The sequence below is a fragment of the Bartonella sp. AA16NXGY genome, assembly GCF_042197325.1.
In the GTDB taxonomy this organism is placed as follows: Bacteria; Pseudomonadota; Alphaproteobacteria; order Rhizobiales; family Rhizobiaceae; genus Bartonella.
The window spans coordinates 1-17,699 of record NZ_JBHIRR010000006.1 but is presented as its reverse complement, the minus strand read 5'-3'; the positions used below and the strand labels follow the sequence as shown (position 1 = coordinate 17,699).

Annotated in this window: 18 protein-coding genes; 2 read left to right on the top strand and 16 right to left on the bottom strand. The window is 37.5% G+C overall.

Annotated features, from left to right (window positions below; all coding sequences use genetic code 11):
• Window positions 1–1,156 precede the first annotated feature (1,156 nt).
• Window positions 1,157–2,983 (top strand): translational GTPase TypA, encoded by a 1,827-nt coding sequence (gene typA / locus ACFINK_RS04840; RefSeq protein ID WP_375613277.1) that lies wholly within the window; start codon window positions 1,157–1,159, stop codon window positions 2,981–2,983.
• A 68-nt stretch (window positions 2,984–3,051) separates the two neighbouring features.
• Complete coding sequence (ppa, locus tag ACFINK_RS04835) at window positions 3,052–3,582, top strand: inorganic diphosphatase (RefSeq protein WP_375613276.1); 531 nt, start codon at window positions 3,052–3,054, stop codon at window positions 3,580–3,582.
• Window positions 3,583–3,633: 51 nt separating this feature from the next.
• On the opposite strand, the gene ACFINK_RS04830 is transcribed toward ppa, so the two are convergent.
• The 16 genes from ACFINK_RS04830 to ACFINK_RS04755 all read right to left on the bottom strand — a co-directional run.
• Window positions 3,634–3,948: a DUF167 domain-containing protein gene (locus tag ACFINK_RS04830; RefSeq protein WP_375611858.1), complete on the bottom strand. Its 315-nt coding sequence runs from the start codon at window positions 3,946–3,948 to the stop codon at window positions 3,634–3,636.
• 22 nt (window positions 3,949–3,970) lie between these two features.
• Window positions 3,971–4,264, bottom strand: coding sequence for a YggT family protein (locus ACFINK_RS04825; RefSeq protein ID WP_375611859.1), 294 nt, complete (start codon window positions 4,262–4,264; stop codon window positions 3,971–3,973).
• A gap of 326 nt (window positions 4,265–4,590) precedes the next feature.
• Window positions 4,591–5,151 carry an invasion associated locus B family protein gene (locus ACFINK_RS04820; RefSeq protein WP_273790632.1) on the bottom strand — a complete coding sequence of 187 codons (561 nt, stop codon included), beginning with the start codon at window positions 5,149–5,151 and terminating at the stop codon, window positions 4,591–4,593.
• Between the two features lie 99 nt (window positions 5,152–5,250).
• Window positions 5,251–5,778 carry an RNA pyrophosphohydrolase gene (locus ACFINK_RS04815; protein WP_375611860.1) on the bottom strand — a complete coding sequence of 176 codons (528 nt, stop codon included), beginning with the start codon at window positions 5,776–5,778 and terminating at the stop codon, window positions 5,251–5,253.
• Window positions 5,779–5,817: 39 nt separating this feature from the next.
• Window positions 5,818–7,128, bottom strand: a complete 1,311-nt coding sequence (locus ACFINK_RS04810; RefSeq protein WP_273790634.1) for a S41 family peptidase — start codon at window positions 7,126–7,128, stop codon at window positions 5,818–5,820.
• Window positions 7,118–8,362, bottom strand: coding sequence for a murein hydrolase activator EnvC family protein (locus tag ACFINK_RS04805; protein ID WP_375611872.1), 1,245 nt, complete (start codon window positions 8,360–8,362; stop codon window positions 7,118–7,120). The genes ACFINK_RS04810 and ACFINK_RS04805 overlap by 11 nt, the downstream gene beginning before the upstream one ends.
• A gap of 133 nt (window positions 8,363–8,495) precedes the next feature.
• Window positions 8,496–8,978 carry a 23S rRNA (pseudouridine(1915)-N(3))-methyltransferase RlmH gene (gene rlmH / locus ACFINK_RS04800; RefSeq protein WP_375611861.1) on the bottom strand — a complete coding sequence of 161 codons (483 nt, stop codon included), beginning with the start codon at window positions 8,976–8,978 and terminating at the stop codon, window positions 8,496–8,498.
• A 1-nt stretch (window position 8,979) separates the two neighbouring features.
• Window positions 8,980–9,366: a ribosome silencing factor gene (gene rsfS / locus ACFINK_RS04795; protein ID WP_375610572.1), complete on the bottom strand. Its 387-nt coding sequence runs from the start codon at window positions 9,364–9,366 to the stop codon at window positions 8,980–8,982.
• A gap of 111 nt (window positions 9,367–9,477) precedes the next feature.
• On the bottom strand, window positions 9,478–10,071 hold the full coding sequence (locus tag ACFINK_RS04790; RefSeq protein WP_375611862.1) for a nicotinate-nucleotide adenylyltransferase: 594 nt from the start codon (window positions 10,069–10,071) through the stop codon (window positions 9,478–9,480).
• A 29-nt stretch (window positions 10,072–10,100) separates the two neighbouring features.
• Complete coding sequence (locus ACFINK_RS04785; protein ID WP_375611863.1) at window positions 10,101–11,357, bottom strand: glutamate-5-semialdehyde dehydrogenase; 1,257 nt, start codon at window positions 11,355–11,357, stop codon at window positions 10,101–10,103.
• Window positions 11,358–11,402: 45 nt separating this feature from the next.
• A complete protein-coding gene (gene proB, locus ACFINK_RS04780; protein ID WP_375638380.1) occupies window positions 11,403–12,542 on the bottom strand; it encodes a glutamate 5-kinase in 1,140 nt (379 codons plus the stop codon).
• Between the two features lies 1 nt (window position 12,543).
• Window positions 12,544–13,569, bottom strand: coding sequence for a GTPase ObgE (gene obgE, locus ACFINK_RS04775; RefSeq protein ID WP_375632262.1), 1,026 nt, complete (start codon window positions 13,567–13,569; stop codon window positions 12,544–12,546).
• Window positions 13,570–13,742: 173 nt separating this feature from the next.
• Entirely contained in the window at window positions 13,743–14,471 is a 729-nt protein-coding gene (locus ACFINK_RS04770) for an RlmE family RNA methyltransferase (RefSeq protein ID WP_375638350.1), read from the bottom strand.
• Between the two features lie 29 nt (window positions 14,472–14,500).
• On the bottom strand, window positions 14,501–15,811 hold the full coding sequence (locus ACFINK_RS04765; RefSeq protein WP_375638349.1) for a Ppx/GppA phosphatase family protein: 1,311 nt from the start codon (window positions 15,809–15,811) through the stop codon (window positions 14,501–14,503).
• Window positions 15,812–16,715: 904 nt separating this feature from the next.
• Window positions 16,716–17,321, bottom strand: a complete 606-nt coding sequence (locus tag ACFINK_RS04760) for an invasion associated locus B family protein (protein ID WP_375611868.1) — start codon at window positions 17,319–17,321, stop codon at window positions 16,716–16,718.
• Window positions 17,318–17,699 (bottom strand): YadA-like family protein (locus tag ACFINK_RS04755; protein ID WP_375638348.1); only part of this gene is annotated, 382 nt, incomplete at its 5' end. The genes ACFINK_RS04760 and ACFINK_RS04755, both read right to left, overlap by 4 nt.

Below are 17,699 nucleotides of genomic sequence, written 5' to 3'. Positions count from 1 at the left end.
CTATAGATAATTTATTATTTTTTTGAATAACAGCTCCGAATAACGTAATTTTACCTCATCATAAAGCTTCTCATATTAAATCGATTAAAGTCATCTTCTTGCCAGTCACAAACGAGATCGGTGTATGTCTAAAAACTATTCAAGAAAAAATAAAATACTTCTTATATCCTCTCTCTCTCGTATCAAAAACTGGCGCAATATTGACAGCTGAGAAAGAATAATCATGATGATACTCAACAGGCTTTATATTTCTTCACAAAGGCGTTAATAGTATACTATTCGCGTATATTATATCATTTATGAGCTCTATCATGGAATGGATGTAGTGTACGTTAAGCAATCTCTCTTAAGTACATGAATATGCAACAAAAAGTATATGCTGTTTAAAGTGTTCTGTTTGGCATGAAAAGCATACTCCTATTAGAGAGTGCAATTAACAAAAGTAAGGCAATGCACTATCTCCATGGTTTAAAAGATATTACTTTAGATGCTTTTGAAATTATAAATTGGATTAACAGCAAAGATGGGAATTTTCTTTGGATGCCTTCATATTCTTTCTAAATAAGACTGTATTCCGGGTTCATAAATAAATCAAACAGATATAACTCTTGCCCTAATCTGGCATACAAAAGCTAGAACTTCTTATAAAATTCTTAATCGTCTCAATATTTACCTCAAATACACGATTGCATTAAATCTGGATTTTGATTGACAAGTTATAGAATAAGAAAAAGCTTTATTTAGAATAAGAATGTTGTACAGTTGTCAATAAATTGGCTATGGATTGAGAGATATTCCGGATTTTTATTAATCTCTTTGCAAAACAACAACAATAATATGGCTAGCTTTATACTTACTCTTACAAGAGCTCATATAAATTCCTTGTGTCATATTGATAAAAATCAAGTTGACGGTGATTTTTTGGATAATTCTTAGCTCGAGAATAGAACATACGTACTATAAAAACTTTTACGAAGCTTCAGAAATTGAAGCTCAATAGAGCCTTAAAGACTTGGATAAATAGTTTTGCCATAAAAATATTGCCTCCATCTTCCAAAATTATAAAAAAACATGTAAAAGGTTTTCTAATAGTCAGGCAAAGAATGTAAAGACTTTACCTCAAATGAAATTTCATTAAACGAAAAGAAGAAAATTTATGCAATTGCGTAACATTGCCATCATTGCCCACGTTGACCATGGGAAAACAACGCTTGTAGACGGGCTTCTCAAGCAATCAGGAAACTTCCGTGATAATCAGCGTACAAGCGAACGTATGATGGATTCAAACGATATTGAGAAAGAACGCGGAATTACAATCCTAGCGAAAGTGACATCTGTTGTTTGGAAAGATACTCGAATTAATATTGTTGATACACCAGGACACGCCGACTTTGGTGGAGAAGTTGAACGCATCCTCAATATGGTTGATGGAGCCATTGTACTTGTTGATGCTGCTGAAGGACCGATGCCACAAACAAAATTTGTCGTTGGCAAAGCATTGAAAGTAGGATTGCGCCCTATTGTTGCTATTAATAAAATTGACCGACCGGATGCACGCGTTGATGAAGTCATTAATGAGGTTTTTGACCTTTTCGCTGCTCTTGACGCAACCGATGAACAGCTTGATTTTCCTATTCTTTATGGATCTGGACGCGATGGATGGATGGCGGAAGCCCCTGAAGGACCAAAAGATCAGGGATTAGGTCCTTTATTTGATCTTGTGACGCAGCATGTCCCTTCTCCTAGTGTAGCAGAAGGACCGTTTCGCATGATTGGAACTATTCTTGAAGCGGATCCGTTTTTGGGACGAATTATTACAGGACGGATTCATTCTGGCTCTTTGAAACCCAATCAAAATGTCAAGGTTCTTGGACAAGATGGAAAACTTTTAGAAACTGGGCGTATTTCAAAAATTTTAGCGTTTCGTGGCTTAGAACGGCAACCTATTGAAGAAGGAAGTGCTGGTGATATTGTTGCGATTGCAGGTCTGCAAAAAGGTACCGTAGCTGATACTTTCTGTGATCCTACTGTCAATGAACCCCTTACTGCCCAACCAATTGATCCTCCTACTGTTACTATGAGTTTTCTCGTCAACGATAGTCCCCTTGCTGGAACTGAAGGCGATAAAGTAACAAGCCGTGTCATTCGTGACCGATTGTTAAAAGAAGCAGAAGGCAATGTCGCTCTTAAAATTGAAGAATCAGCCGATAAAGATTCTTTCTACGTTTCAGGACGAGGAGAATTACAGCTTGCAGTTCTCATTGAAAATATGCGCCGTGAAGGATTTGAACTTAGTGTTTCACGCCCACGTGTTGTTATGCAAAAAGATGAAAATGGAATAACTCTTGAGCCAATCGAAGAAGTTGTTATCGATGTTGATGAAGAATATTCCGGTATTGTTGTACAAAAAATGTCTGAACGTAAAGGCGAAATGGTGGAGTTACGTCCTTCTGGAGGTAATCGTGTCCGCCTTGTCTTTTATGCCCCAACCCGAGGACTCATTGGTTATCAATCTGAACTTTTAACGGACACACGTGGTACAGCAATTATGAATCGCCTTTTCCATGCTTATGAACCTTATAAAGGAGACATTGCTGGTCGTGTTAATGGTGTTATGATTTCAAATGACAACGGTGAATCTGTCGCTTATGCTCTTTTTAATCTTGAAGATCGTGGACCTATGATCATCGATGCGGGTGTGAAAGTCTATCAAGGTATGATTATTGGCATCCACTCACGAGATAATGACTTAGAAGTTAATGTGTTAAAAGGAAAAAAACTCACCAATATGCGCGCTTCTGGAAAAGATGAGGCCGTAAAGTTAACGCCTCCCATTAAAATGACGTTAGAACGCGCCTTATCGTGGATACAAGATGATGAGCTTGTAGAGGTAACCCCTAAAAATATTCGTCTCCGCAAGCTCTATCTTGATCCTAATGAACGTAAACGTTTTGAAAAAACACGTGCATCAATTTCAAATTAATTTCATAATCTCTTTGGTAAAATATTTAATTGTATTGAGCCTCACTATATTCCAGAAAGGATGTCTCTATGAATATTAAGGAAATACCCGTAGGCAAAAATCCACCAGAAGATATTAACGTTATTGTGGAAGTCTCTCTTGGTGGGCAGCCAATAAAATATGAGATGGATAAAAAGTCGGGTGCATTATTTGTTGACCGTTTTCTTCATACATCAATGGTTTATCCTGGAAATTACGGTTTTGTCCCTCATACGCTTTCAGATGATGGTGATCCTATTGATGTCCTTATCTGTAATACCCGTCCACTTATGCCTGGTTGTGTTATCAATGTTCGCCCCATCGGAGCTCTAATGATGGAAGATGATGGTGGTAAAGATGAAAAAATTATTGCCATTCCCACTACAAAATTAACAAAACGCTATATCAATATTCATGACTATACAGACCTGCCCGAGATTACACTCAAACAAATTGAACATTTCTTCAAGCATTACAAAGATCTGGAACCTGGAAAATGGGCTAAAATTGAAGGATGGCGTGATAAAAACTTTGCTCATGAATTAATTAAGCAAGCTGTTGAGCGCAATAACAAAATATAACGATTTAATAAAATAAAGCCTATTTTTTATAGGCTTTGTTATTTATTTTTTCTACGAGATGTAATCTCTAAAGGATTGCCATATCTGTTTTAGCTCTTCTAAATGTGTTGAAAAGTAAAGTTGTTTGTAGCGAGATATTGCACCGTTTTTCAGAGAAATAGAAGAAGATGGGATTCTCCACTGCTTCGCAAGAAATTTAATGAGAGCTTTATTCGCTTTTCCATCTTCAGGAACAGCACGAAGGCGTATAACCAGATATTGTTTTTCACCATCCCTACATTCAACCCCTATTATTTTGTCAACAGATGATTTTGGAATGAGATATACAAACAAAATCAAGTTATTTTTATCAACTTGATAAAACATGTATTCGCCTCAAGTAATATTTCTATACATACATGTTTGCGTAAACGCGCCACATAAAAGTACGAATAAAATAAATAATAATGAACACTACAATAGGTGAAATATCAATCGTTCCAAAATTTGGTAAAATTTGCCGGATACGGCTTAGAACGGGATTTGTAAGACGATATAGAAAGCTTCCTATCAAAACAACAAAGCGATTGCGCGAATTTATGATATTAAAGACATAAAGCCAAGAAAAAATGACACTCGCGATTAAAATATCAATATAAATCTCAAAAATCAAATCAATCGTTCGAAGCAATGCATAAATCATGCGTCATCCCTTTCAATCAAGGAAACAGAAGAGCGTATAGAAAACCTTCATTAAAGCAGGTCTGTGTATCAAAAAATGGTTTTATATTTCAATACTCTTTTTTCTTGAATAAAAACCAGACATCTAAATTCTTCATCTCTCTATTTAATGACGATGCAGTTAGAAAACAAATATCAAAATTAAAAATAGCACATAAAATAGAAGAAACGGCAAAAAATCTGAATATCCCTTATAGGATTAATCTTAAATCTCATCGTTTTAATTATTAATTATAAAAAACAAACAAACTAAAAACGGCCTTTTAAAGGCCGCTTTTAGTTTTAAAATTATTTCTGCAAAGCAGTCAAACGATTAAGAGCACTGCTAAAACCATCTAGCTGAACAAATAAATCATTCAAAGCTGGTTCACCTGCAGCAGCAATTGTCATCGCCAACTTTAACTGTTTTCCAGAACGTAAAGCTGCTACGTGATTTTTGTCAAAAACGACAGGAACCACACAACCTGCTGGTACACAAGTCCGGATACCGGTTTCGATAACAGCTTTTCCCTCATCAACTTGTAAACGAACAGGTTTAGAAACCAAAATGCCAAAAGGAACTGTTAAATTACCAGATACAACACCCTCAGCATCGAGAGTAAGGCCCATAGCCACAACAACACGCCCCTGCTCATTTACTTCTTGACGGTGCATAAAACAAATTCTTTTCCCTTCTTGTATACCACAGTTAATAGTCCACAAACCGTAGGTTTCAGTCAAAGAAGAAGCTCCATTTGGCAATGTCGCTGCCGCATCTTTTGATGCAGGAGGCTTTGAACTTGTTGCAAATGCAACAGATGAAATACTCAAGAGAGTAAAAACTATAAGTAAATTAAATAACTTTTTCATTTTATATTCCTGTTCTTTACATAAAAGATAAACATGTTTATTATTTATTATAATATAAAGCATCTTAATAAAAAAAGCTTTCTCATAATCATATAGCTTTTATAATGGTCTAAGGCTACCTCGAAATTCGCTGACAACTTTCGTATAAACGTGCTTTTTAAAAGAAACAGCAATCAACGGAAGGGTTTCTAGATCAATCCATTTCCATTGATCGAATTCCGCTTTATTGCCATCTGGTGGCGGATTAATCGCAATTTCAGAAAGCTTTCCTGTAAACTGGAAAGCAAACCATTTTTGTATTTGCCCACGATATTTATTTGTTAATGTGCACCCAATAAGTTCTTGTGGAAAATCATAATGGAACCAATTTTGTGCTTCTTTAATCAACTTTACAGATCGAATACCCGTTTCTTCATAAAGTTCACGATATGCTGCATCTAATGGTTTTTCATCTTCATCAATCCCTCCTTGAGGAAGCTGCCAACGATGAGATATGTCAATATCTGCATCTGCATGAATGGGCATCATTAAACGACGCCCAACCCACACTTTCCCCTCATGATTAAAGACAACAATCCCAACACATTTGCGATATGGAAGAATCTTCAAATTAATATCTGCATCCATTTAATATTCCTCAAAATCGCAAGCTATAGATATCAATTCTCACTTTAACACATCCTTATTGGGATCTGGTGGAAATGCTGCATTTGCCATTTCACCTCGTAACAGTTTATAAGCCTCATTCAATTGAATATCATCTTTAGGGTCTTTGGGAACAAAAGCAGCTGAACCAGATCCTTTATTACTCTCTCGTTTTCCTTTGATATGTCCTTTTAATGCAGACTCACCAACTTTTACATCATAACCTTTATATTTTTCAGGGAGTGGTTGCTCTACAATAATATCTGGTGTGATCCCTGTTCCTTGAATAGAAGTGCCTGATGGCGTGTAATAAAGTGCTGTTGTTAAGCGTAAAGCCCCATTTTCACCCAAAGGAATAATTGTTTGAACAGATCCTTTACCAAAAGACTGCGTCCCTAAAATTGTTGCACGACGATGATCTTGCAGTGCACCCGCAACAATTTCAGAAGCACTTGCTGAACCACCATTAATAAGAACAATGAGCGGTTTTCCATTAATGACATCACCTGGCTTCGCATCAAATCTTGTCACATCACTCTTTTTGCGCCCACGAGTCGACACAATTTCACCTTTATTGAGAAAAGCACTCGAAACATTAACAGCTTGATCTAAAAGCCCACCGGGATTAAGCCGCAAATCAAGGACGTAACCTTTTAGCTTATCTTCAGGAATTTTAGATTGGATATCTTTAATTGCCGCTAGAAGATTATTTAATGTCTGTTCAGAAAACTGGATAACTCTTAAATATCCAATATCACCTTCAACCCGATATTTCACCGCTTTTACTTTGATAATATCACGAACAATCTTCACTTCAAATGGCTTATCAACGCCAGAACGAATAATTGTTAAGGTAATTGGTGTTCCAGGAGCACCTCGCATCTTATTAACAGCTTCATTCAATGTTTGACCATTCGTTTGTACATCATCAATTTTTGAAATAAGGTCTCCTGCTAGAATACCTGCTTTTGAAGCGGGAGTATCATCCATTGGTGAAACAACTTTAATTAAGTTTTTTTCCATAGTGACCTCAATACCAAGACCTCCGAACTCTCCTTTCGTAGAATCCCGCATATCCTTGGCTTCTTCAGCATTCAAATAAGATGAATGAGGGTCCAGTGATGTGAGCATGCCATTGATAGCATTTTCAATAAGCTTTTTATCATCTGGAACTGTAACGTATTGCATACGCACACGCTCAAAAACATCGCCAAATATAGCTAGCTTTTTATATGCATTATCTTCATTATTCGCAGCAACAGACTGCACCATAATCATTGAACAGGCGCCGAGCAATACCCCAGCGACCAAAAGAATAACTTTACGAATCATTTTGGCTCCTTCTTATTTTTTCAGTCTGCCACCAAGGAGTTGGATTTACAGGTTTTCCCTGCTTTCTAAACTCAATGTAAAGCATTGGAGAAGTTTTTCCTATATCCAATGCAACACTGTTTGAAATAAATTGCATTTCCATTATACCCAGAGGCTCACCTGAAAGAACAAACTGCCCCTGTTTTACATTAATTCTCGACATTCCAGTAAGAATGATATGATAACCATTTCCAACATTGAGAATGATTAAATGTCCGTAAGAACGAAATGGCCCAGCAAAAGCAACAAAAGCATCCACAGGTGATATAACAACAGCTCCTGACTCTGTTTCTATCGTTTCACCAAAGCGCGTAATCTGCGAACTTTTGTTAGAGTGATGTATTCTTTTTCCTGAAACAGGAAAAAGTAAAGAACCTTTTCGGCTTTCAAAATTGGACTGTTCTAACAATTGCAAACTTTTCCGTACCTGTACTGATGCATCAGAGCTAAGTTTTGACTGACGGTCGAGCTCTAAAATCAATTCTTCTAAAGACTGCGCTTTTTTAGCAAGAGCAATATTTTTTTGTTGCTGTTCTGTAAGTTCTTTTTCTGATTTTTTTTGTAGTTTGTTTTTTTGGTCTAATAAAAGCTCTAGACGTTTTCGCTGCTCTGCTTGATTTTGCAGCTTTGTCTTTAATGCCTTATATTCCGTAGTAATGGAATTACTCAAATTGGTCAACTCCTTGAGTTTTTCTGTTAAATCTCGTGTTTTCTCTTGCATCTGAGGAATAACGGTACCTAATAAAACAGAACTACGTATAGAAGCCAACGCGTCCTCTGGCTGTATCATAAGAGCAGGAGGCGGATTCAATCCCATACGCTCCAAAATTGCAAGAACTTCCGCAAATTCAGCACGACGATTTTTTAAACGTTGATAGACTTGTACCCGCTTTTCTATCATTTTTTTAAGCTTTTCTTCCCTTTTAGCAATATCATCTGCTACTATACGTTCTTCTTTAGCCGCCTTTATGAGTGCATCACTCAAAACACGTTGATCTTTTTTTAAATGCTCAACTTGATGCATAAGAAAAGCAACACGCTCACGCGAAAGTGAAATATTTTGGCGAATTTCTCCTAATTCTTTATGGACTTCCGTACTCCTCATTGTATCTTCCGCATGCGATACAGAAAAGCAAAAAAATATACTCAAGAGCAGAATGACAAATATGACGCACTCCTCATATAAATATAGCATCTTTCTATGAAGAAGCTTTTTCATTTGCAAAAACCATGACACCTCATCGTATACATTAGAGATGCTTTAAATGGTGTCAGCTAAAACAATATTAATAAACATATAAATAAGTGCTAAAAATTGAACAAAAATATTAAAAACGATGATACGGATGATTATTTTCAATTGTTACAGCGCGGTAAAGTTGTTCTGTAAGAAGAATACGTGCAATTTGATGTGGCCACGTCATCAAACCAAAAGATAAAAGAAAATCAGCACGCTTCCTTATTTGTTCATTATGCCCATCAGGTCCTCCCAAAGCAATGACGACATCTCGAATGCCCTCATCACGATAACGCCTCAATTTTTCAGAAAAAGAAATTGACGAAATCGATTCTCCACGCTCATCTAACACAATTAATCGACATTTTTCAGGTAAAAATTCAATAAGTTTTCTCCCCTCTTCCTCCATACGTTGATAAACTGTTTGAGCACGACTTTCTGGTATCTCTTGTAACTTTTTTAAATGAAAGCCTACATCTCCAGAAATTTTAGAAAAACGATCCAAATAATGCTGAACTAATTTTTGCTCCGCCCCACTTTTCATACGACCAACCGCAAAAATAGAAATTTGCATTTTAATGATCTCCGAAGAGAAGCAAAGCCGTATCGTTTAAATCCGGCGTCATCCATATTTTTTCTAAATTATAAAAAAGACGAATTTCTGGACGAAAAAGATGAATGATAATATCACCTGTATCAATCAATACCCAGTCACCTCCAGCAAGCCCTTCTACACGCGCAAGCCCCTGCCCACTATCTTTCCAAGTATGTAATAAATGATCAGCAACAGACGATACATGACGCTGCGAATTTGCTGAAGCTATGACCATATAATCAGCCAAAGATGACTTCCCTCGAATATCAATAGCAACAATATCTTCTGCTTTTGTATCTTCTAAACTCTTGAGAATAACTTCAAGACTCTCACTAACAGAAAAAACTTTTTTTTCTTTTGAAGGCATAGTATCGTAAGAGTGTTTGTGTGCAATGTTTTTCAGATCAATATCCTTTCTTATCGTTGTGGAATCTAAAAAAGAGACTTCTCTAAAGAGAAACAGAATCTTATGAAATGTTCAAGAAAAATCATTCTTCTTCAAACGAAGGTTTGTTGAAGATTGAAAAGATAAAGGTCCATGCAAATAAGTCCAAACTGGTGGCTTGATAAAAGGTAATCGCTTACTTTCTCTCTCATCCAAACGAAAACGGCGATAAATATGTGCCATAGGAGAGGAAAGTGCTGACCGATTGCCTAAAGGACGATCAATAATCGCAATAGGAAGCATAGAGACGATATCATGCCATCGATACCAATGATGTATCGTCGCAAAACTATCTGCCCCCATAATCCATACAAAATTTACGCCACTGTAATGAGTAAGAATATGAAAAATCGTATCTACCGATACTTTGCTCCCTATAGCTTTTTCAAAACCTGTCAAGCGAATTTTCGGATGGTCAATAAGTTTAAAACTTAATCGCATTCTCTCCTCTAAAGGGAGCAACTGTGTACAATCCTTTAAAGGATTTCCTGGAGTGATCATCCACCATAACTGATCAAGATGCAAACGCCGAATGGCAATTTTTGCAACAAGAAGATGCCCCGCATGCGGTGGATTAAAGGAACCACCAAAAAGACCCACAACATTAGATCTTTCAACATGTGGCATACAATTTTTCCATGGAAAAAATGGTGTTCTCAAGCTCTAACCTGACCATTTCCTTTAACGTGATATTGAAATGATGTTAGCTGTCCAACACCTATGGGACCACGTGCATGCATTTTTCCTGTTGCGATACCAATTTCCATTCCAAAACCAAATTCACCTCCATCAGCAAATTGTGTAGATGCATTGTGTAATAAAATAGCTGAATCTAAATGATTAAAAAAATTCTTCACCACTTCCAAATCCTCAGCAATAATCGATTCCGTATGTCCTGATGAATAACGCTTGATATGAGCAATGGCTCCCTCAACACCCTCAACCGTTTTAACAGAAAGAATAGCATCAAGATATTCATGCGACCAATCTTCTTCAGAAGCTAATTTGACATCTGGCATAAGAAAAACAATATCTTCTGTGGCACGAATTTCACACCCCTTTTCCTGTAAAGCAGTTAAAACAGGAAGAAATTTTTTTAATGCTTGGCTGTCAATGAGAACTGTCTCAACAGCACCGCATATCCCTGTTCGCCGCAGCTTTGCATTTAAAACAATATTGCGTGCCATATCTAAATCTGCCGATTTATCAATATAAATATGACAAAGTCCCTCCAAATGAGCAAAAATTGGAACACGTGCATCAGACTGAACGCGGGCAACAAGGCTCTTTCCACCACGTGGTACGATCACATCAATCGCTCCATCCAATCCTTTGAGCATTTCCCCAACGGCAGCACGATCTGTCGTTCCAACCATTTGGATAGCATCTTTGGGTAAACCAGAGCGCTCTAAACCTTGTACCAAAGCTAAATGAAGAGCATGAGAAGAATGAAAGCTATCCGAACCACCGCGCAAAATCGCAGCATTACCTGCTTTTAAGCACAAAGAACTCGCATCAACTGTAACATTGGGACGACTTTCATAAATAATGCCAATCACACCAAGAGGTGTTCGTACACGACTTATATGAAGCCCATTTGGACGCGTCCATTCATCCATCACTTGTCCAACAGGATCAGATAAACGAGCAACTTGGCGAACACTGTCTATCATTGCACGTAAACGCAAATCATCTAATTTTAGCCGATCAATCATTGCAGCTTTCAAATTATTCTGAGCAGCATTCTCTAAATCTTGACAATTCGCCCGTAAAATTTCATCTGACTGAGCCTCTAGACTTAAAGCGATCATTTCTAATGCATTGTTCTTTTGCTCAGAAGAAGCAATAGCCAATGCTGCAGCGGCATAGCGTGCTTTTTGTCCCATATCTTTCATTTTTTCTTCTAAAGTCATCGTAACATCCACTCTGCCAAAACAATAAAAACAAAAGTAACTTTTTTAAACAGTATTGGTCAAGCAACGTACAATCATATCATTACGATGCACCATAGCAGAGCGCGCCTCATACCCAAGAATAGCTTCGATTTCTTCACTTTTATGTCCTATAATGCGTACAGCCTCATCTTTGTCATAGCTTACAAGTCCACGCGCAATCTCAACTCCATCTGTACCAACAATTGCAACCGTATCCCCACGCTGGAAATTTCCCTCAACGCCAATAACCCCTGCAGCTAATAATGATTTTCCTGATTCAAGAGCCCTAATGGCTCCTTGATCAATCGTCAAAACACCAGATGGATCTAAATGACCAGAAATCCATGTTTTCCAAGCATTGACAGATTTCTTACTTGCCGCAAAAAAACTCTTGCGTTCACCTTTGTCAATTGCAGCAAGAGGATTCATACGCTTGCCTGAGGTGATAATCATCGCCGTTCCAGCAGCATTAGCTATTTTTCCGGCTTCAAGCTTAGTCTTCATTCCTCCCCGTGAAAACTCTGAAGCAGCAACATCTGCCATTTTTTCGATATCATGCGTAATGGATGCAACAAAAGGTATAAATTCAGCCGTAGGATCACTATGGGGAGACTTTGTATAAAGACCATCAATATCGGATAAAAGTATTAAAAGATCTGCCCTCACCATTGTTGCCACACGTGCAGCTAAACGATCATTATCACCATAACGAATTTCAGTTGTTGCAACAGTATCATTCTCATTAATAACAGGCACAGCTCCCAAATATAAAAGCGTCTCAATCGTTGCACGTGCATTGAGATAACGCCTTCGCTCCTCCGTATCAAATAAAGTGAGCAAAATTTGGCCTGTTTTGAGCCCATGTTGAGCAAGCGCATCACCATAGGTTTTTGCTAACTCAATTTGCCCCAAAGCAGCACATGCCTGGCTTTCTTCCAATTTCAAAGCCCCCTTAGGAAGCTGTAGCAATGTCCTTCCTAAAGCAATAGCACCTGAAGACACCAATAATATCTCTACGCCTTTTTTGTGCAATTCAACAACATCATTGATCAAGCTTTTAAGCCACTCAACCCGTAAACCTGCCTGAGGATCAACCAAAAGGGCAGATCCAATCTTGACCACAATACGTTTATAGTGTGTAAGTTTTTGCGATCCAACAGCCATCTCAATCAATCCTGCTATCCCCACCGTTCTCCTCTTTGCGTGATATTTCAATAATATGTGCACCAGCACGCAGCACATTTTCTAAACCTTCGCGGCTAACCGCAGAAAACATCATAACTGGTTGATCCGCTGCTCTTTGCAAAGCTTCCCGTTTAGCTTCACGCTCTTCATGAGCGAGAGTATCTATCTGGCTTAAAGCTACAATTTCAGTCTTATCACTTAGATTATTTCCATATGCCTCAAGTTCATGACGCACAATTTGATACGCTTTTGCTACATCTTCTTCTTGAGCAGAAATCAAATGAAGGAGCACACGACAACGTTCCACATGTCCTAAAAAACGGTCTCCAATTCCCACACCTTCATGCGCTCCTTCAATTAATCCTGGAATATCAGCCAAAACAAATTCACGACCATCAATTCGTACAACACCAAGATGAGGATGTAGAGTGGTAAAAGGATAATCTGCAACTTTTGGCTTTGCCGCCGTTACAGAAGCTAAAAAAGTTGATTTTCCGGCATTGGGTAAACCAACAAGTCCCGCATCAGCAATTAACTTCAAACGAAGCCATATTGCACGCTCTTCTCCAGACAAACCTGGATTTGCACGACGCGGTGCCCGATTTGTCGATGTTGTAAAGTGAAGATTGCCAAAACCGCCATTCCCTCCTTTTGCAAGGCGATAGCGCTGTCCCACTTCCGTTAAATCACATATTAACGTTGCATTATCTTCTTCAAAAATTTGAGTCCCAACCGGAACTTTAAGGATGACATCATCACCCTTCTCACCCGTCATATTACGCCCCTTGCCATGTCCCCCTGTTTTTGCTTTAAAATGCTGTTGGTAGCGATAATCAATCAGCGTGTTAAGTCCATCAACAACAAGAGCCCAGACATCACCACCCCGTCCTCCATTTCCTCCATCAGGCCCCCCAAATTCTATGAATTTTTCACGGCGAAATGATACTGCTCCAGAACCTCCATTACCAGAACGAATATAAACTTTAGCTTGATCAAGAAATTTCATTGGAAACACTCACTGAGGAATCAATCTCTCTACCTCTATAGGCAATACATTAATTTTACCAGTTTTTCATCATTGATAACAGAAAAACTGTCACTATCGCTGATAACTCTTTGAGAAAAAAATCATCGCATTTAAATAGGTTAAGTAAAGTTAAGTCTTCTTAAAAGAAGGTGCTATTCTTGTATTTTTGTTTTTCCCTTAAATTCAAGCGCTAGAAGATAAAGCTCTACTGATTCTGATCGGCTTGCGGGTGGTTTAACATGGTAGACTTTTTTAAAATGCTGTTTTAATCTTGCAAGAAGAGTGTTTTCTGCTCCCCCTTGAAAAGCCTTTGCTAAAAAATATCCCCCAGGCTTGAGAACCGAAAGAGCAAAATCAGCCGCAACTTCACATAAATAAATCGTTCTTAAATGATCCGTCTGACGATGACCTGTTGTTGGCGCTGCCATATCAGAAAGAACCACATCCGGTTTTGTCCCTAAAGTTTCAATTAATTTCTGCGGTGCATCTGTATGCAAAAAATCCATTTCCAACATGGCAACTCTAGGTAATGGATCAACATGTAAATAATCAATACCAACAACGCTAGGATCCTCATCACTTGACCCTACTATACGCTCAACCACCTGACACCAGCCCCCAGGTGCTGCTCCTAGATCAATAACCTTTTGACCTTTTTTCAAAAACCTATAGCGCTCATTAATTTCAATGAGTTTATAAGCCGCACGCGAACGATACCCATCTACTTTTGATTGATGGACATAAGGATCATTCAGATGCCTCTCTAACCATCGTCGTGATGAAGCTTTAATGGTTCCTGCTTTCTTTTTTACGCGCTGATATAATTCATGTGACCCTGAACCTCCATAGCCACCTCTCGGTGTTTTTGTTGTTTTTTTCATCGTTATTCATTGTCTCCATATTTAATTCTCTAACACTTGAAATCTCTGCTCTTTCTACGACGACACCATACCCCATCGCGTAACATTAGCTCTATCAAAATTCCTTCCCTTAATCCACGATCAGCAACTCTTAAACGCTGACTTGGCCAAACTTCCCGAATAACATCTAAAATTGCACAACCAGCTAAAACTAAATCTGCTCTCTCGCGCCCAATAAAAGGACTTATGACACGTTTTTCTATATCCCATGATAATAGACGTTGTGTCATAAGTGTAATGTCTGCATCCTTCATCCAAATGCCATCCACTTTTTTCCTATCATAACGCTCTAAATTAAGATACATTCCTGCTAAAGTCGTAACCGTACCGGAGGTTCCCAAAAGATGAAACTTTGAACCTTGTGCTAACTCTCCTAATTTATGACGATCTGAAAAATTATTTAATAACCCTCGCACATAACTTTTCATTTTTTCAAAATCGTCTAAGCTAATATCATTCCCTCCAAAACGTTCAGCAAGCGTAACAACACCAACAGGAAGAGAAGTCCAAGCGATAATTTGTCGAGCTAAACGAAAAGAACGCTTTTGAGAAACATCAAGTAGCACAATTTCTGATGATCCTCCTCCAATATCAAAAAGCACAATTGCGTCAGTATTTGGTTCAACAAGTGTACTACACCCTGTAACAGCAAAACGCGCTTCTGTTTGCCGATCAACAATTTCCAATTCAAGACCTGTCTCCTCCAAAACACGCTGAATAAAATGTCTACCATTTTCTGCAGAACGACAAGCTTCCGTTGCAATCAAGCGATAACGCTTAATATGCCTTTGTTTTAGCTTTAAATGACAAATCTTTAATGCTTCAATCGCACGATCCATAGCTTGTGTATTAAGAAAACCGTTATTTATTAAACCTTCTCCCAATCGTACAATACGAGAAAAAGCATCAACAACACGAAAATATCCAGGTTTACTGGGAGATGCGATAAGAAGACGACAATTATTTGTTCCGAGATCAAGTGCCGCATAAAGAGGTGGAGATTTTACTGGATGGAACCGTCGAAGAAAAGGTGCTTTGAGTTTTTTTGTTTTTTGAGCACCTATCATTATCTGATTATGAAACTCAAAAGCTGCCTCAGATTGAACAAAAACCTGTTTCTGTTCATAATGTTTTTTTCTCTGTTGTCTCTTTATATCAACAAGGACAGAGTATGCCTCTGTTCGTGACAATGCAGAAAGATTATTTGTATTACTACCGCACTGATCATACAATTGATCTGCTTTGGTATCGTATATTTCTCCTTGCTTTAACTCTTTTGAACCATAATTTAACGGGGTCATGTCCCTTATCCCTTGAGCGTCCCCCAATAAATAAACGCGAAAACTCTTCTGCTCATTCCTAAATAAAGCAATAATGCAGCATCAAATGATATATACAAGAAATCATTCTTTCTTTTTCTATCATTAAAATTTTCTACACTAACATCATTCAGTTTTTTGTATAATCTTTCGGTTGTTTCCGTGAAATCATGCATCTCTTTATGAACTTAAAACTATAAATTAATCGTTTACGTTCACATCAATTTTTATAAATTATGCTCTTTTCTTGATACCATTCACACGGAGCACACCTCTATTGTAACAAACCTACACTATCATACTATTTGCTGACTCTTAAGGTTACAACAACCTATACATTAGTACGATTTATAAGAAAAAAATTTTTTTTGTTATCCACACACAAACCTCGTTTGTTATATGCAATGAAATGGCTTTGATTATGCTGGAATAAAAGTTCCGTAGTACTACAAAATGCAATTACAATAGCTGTTATTTCGTGAATACCAATAAAAACTATCGTTCAAAAAAAACTCTAGAATTATAAATTTATCTGAAAAATATTAATGCTTAATCAGACCGCTTTAAAAATCCATTTTAAGCTTAAAAAAAGAATTTAGTCTACTCATTATTGTAAGGAATAAATCGAGTATTTCTAATCTTTTTTACTTTTAATAACTAACGAAATCATTCTTTAAGCATTACGGGAAACACTAACTTTATTTTCTATTACATATAAATAACTTACTGTGACTTTATATTCATAAAACTCTCACTCTTTCCAATAAATCACCTCGATATCATATTATATAAAACTTCTTACTTATTTGACCTTATAATTTACACTCAGAAATATAATACAACAATTTATGGAAAAATGACTCTTGTTAAAAATACTCGATGAATTCTAAGGACGGAAAGAATTAAGTGCTGCATTTAACCCTTTAAATGGTACAGTAAAAGAAAATACCTTACCTTCTTTAGTTTTATAGGAAATACGTACCTTATTGTTCTGCTCTATTTGTTTAGTCAAAACCGGCCCTACAGGTGATTGTGCCAAACAAACCGTTTCATTACATTGCGTATAATTAATAAGAACAGGTTTTTTAACACCTTTTACAAACATTTGAATCGGAACATTTATATCAGAATTTGGCAATGTTCGAAAAAGCATCACTGCTTGACCACTTGTCGTAGAAACAAGAGACCAACTAAAAATGGTATTTCCTTCTTGATCATGAACCGTCTGTGTCACATTACATATACCTTGCTTATGTTTAAGCTTTTGTTTTTCGTCACAAATCAAAGTCCAATCATAAAACTGCATAATAATTCGACGTGTTTCGCCAGGTTCTCCCTTAGGTATCGATAAGTGCGGTGGATGCACTGTATAAATATTATTGTTCTCGTTGGCAAAGCTTTCGCTCTTGCCTATTAAGGCAAGAGCAAACAGCAGAACCTTTACTAACATACTTCTCGTTTTTACAATAACAGCCATTTTTTCTATTATCATCTCAACCTCAGAGTAATTCCAGCACCTATTCCCCAATGACCTCCAGCACTTGTCACAGATACATTCGAGCGAATATTTCCATCTTCAGATGTATAACCAGCACCAATAGCAAGTGCAGATTGACTGCGCCATAAACCACTCCCAAATGAAACACTTAAAGATCCTGGTATATCATAGTAACGTAAGTTGGACACCGCTAGACCAATAGCAGCAGCTTGTCTTGCTTCTTTCCGAACATCCTGAATAGCATAATTCAATGTCTCAAACTTCATATCCGTATAGGATTTCGACTCGTTAACACCATCATTGACAAGACCACTAACTTTCTCATCCGTATACTTATTGGCATCTTCAAGAACTATCTTCATCTGCTCTTCA

Excerpts from the sequence above, each read along its gene's own strand:
- ACFINK_RS04805 (WP_375611872.1), bottom strand. The coding sequence starts at position 8,362 with ATGCTATATTTATATGAGGAGTGCGTCATATTTGTCATTCTGCTCTTG.
- ACFINK_RS04815 (WP_375611860.1), bottom strand. The coding sequence starts at position 5,778 with ATGGATGCAGATATTAATTTGAAGATTCTTCCATATCGCAAATGTGTT.
- ACFINK_RS04820 (WP_273790632.1), bottom strand. The coding sequence starts at position 5,151 with ATGAAAAAGTTATTTAATTTACTTATAGTTTTTACTCTCTTGAGTATT.
- ACFINK_RS04825 (WP_375611859.1), bottom strand. The coding sequence starts at position 4,264 with ATGATTTATGCATTGCTTCGAACGATTGATTTGATTTTTGAGATTTAT.
- obgE (WP_375632262.1), bottom strand. The coding sequence starts at position 13,569 with ATGAAATTTCTTGATCAAGCTAAAGTTTATATTCGTTCTGGTAATGGA.
- ACFINK_RS04765 (WP_375638349.1), bottom strand. The coding sequence starts at position 15,811 with ATGACCCCGTTAAATTATGGTTCAAAAGAGTTAAAGCAAGGAGAAATA.
- ACFINK_RS04785 (WP_375611863.1), bottom strand. The coding sequence starts at position 11,357 with ATGACTTTAGAAGAAAAAATGAAAGATATGGGACAAAAAGCACGCTAT.
- ACFINK_RS04760 (WP_375611868.1), bottom strand. The coding sequence starts at position 17,321 with ATGATAATAGAAAAAATGGCTGTTATTGTAAAAACGAGAAGTATGTTA.
- rlmH (WP_375611861.1), bottom strand. The coding sequence starts at position 8,978 with ATGCAAATTTCTATTTTTGCGGTTGGTCGTATGAAAAGTGGGGCGGAG.
- ACFINK_RS04770 (WP_375638350.1), bottom strand. The coding sequence starts at position 14,471 with ATGAAAAAAACAACAAAAACACCGAGAGGTGGCTATGGAGGTTCAGGG.
- proB (WP_375638380.1), bottom strand. The coding sequence starts at position 12,542 with ATGGCTGTTGGATCGCAAAAACTTACACACTATAAACGTATTGTGGTC.
- rsfS (WP_375610572.1), bottom strand. The coding sequence starts at position 9,366 with ATGCCTTCAAAAGAAAAAAAAGTTTTTTCTGTTAGTGAGAGTCTTGAA.
- typA (WP_375613277.1), top strand. The coding sequence starts at position 1,157 with ATGCAATTGCGTAACATTGCCATCATTGCCCACGTTGACCATGGGAAA.
- ppa (WP_375613276.1), top strand. The coding sequence starts at position 3,052 with ATGAATATTAAGGAAATACCCGTAGGCAAAAATCCACCAGAAGATATT.
- ACFINK_RS04810 (WP_273790634.1), bottom strand. The coding sequence starts at position 7,128 with ATGATTCGTAAAGTTATTCTTTTGGTCGCTGGGGTATTGCTCGGCGCC.
- ACFINK_RS04830 (WP_375611858.1), bottom strand. The coding sequence starts at position 3,948 with ATGTTTTATCAAGTTGATAAAAATAACTTGATTTTGTTTGTATATCTC.
- ACFINK_RS04790 (WP_375611862.1), bottom strand. The coding sequence starts at position 10,071 with ATGCCACATGTTGAAAGATCTAATGTTGTGGGTCTTTTTGGTGGTTCC.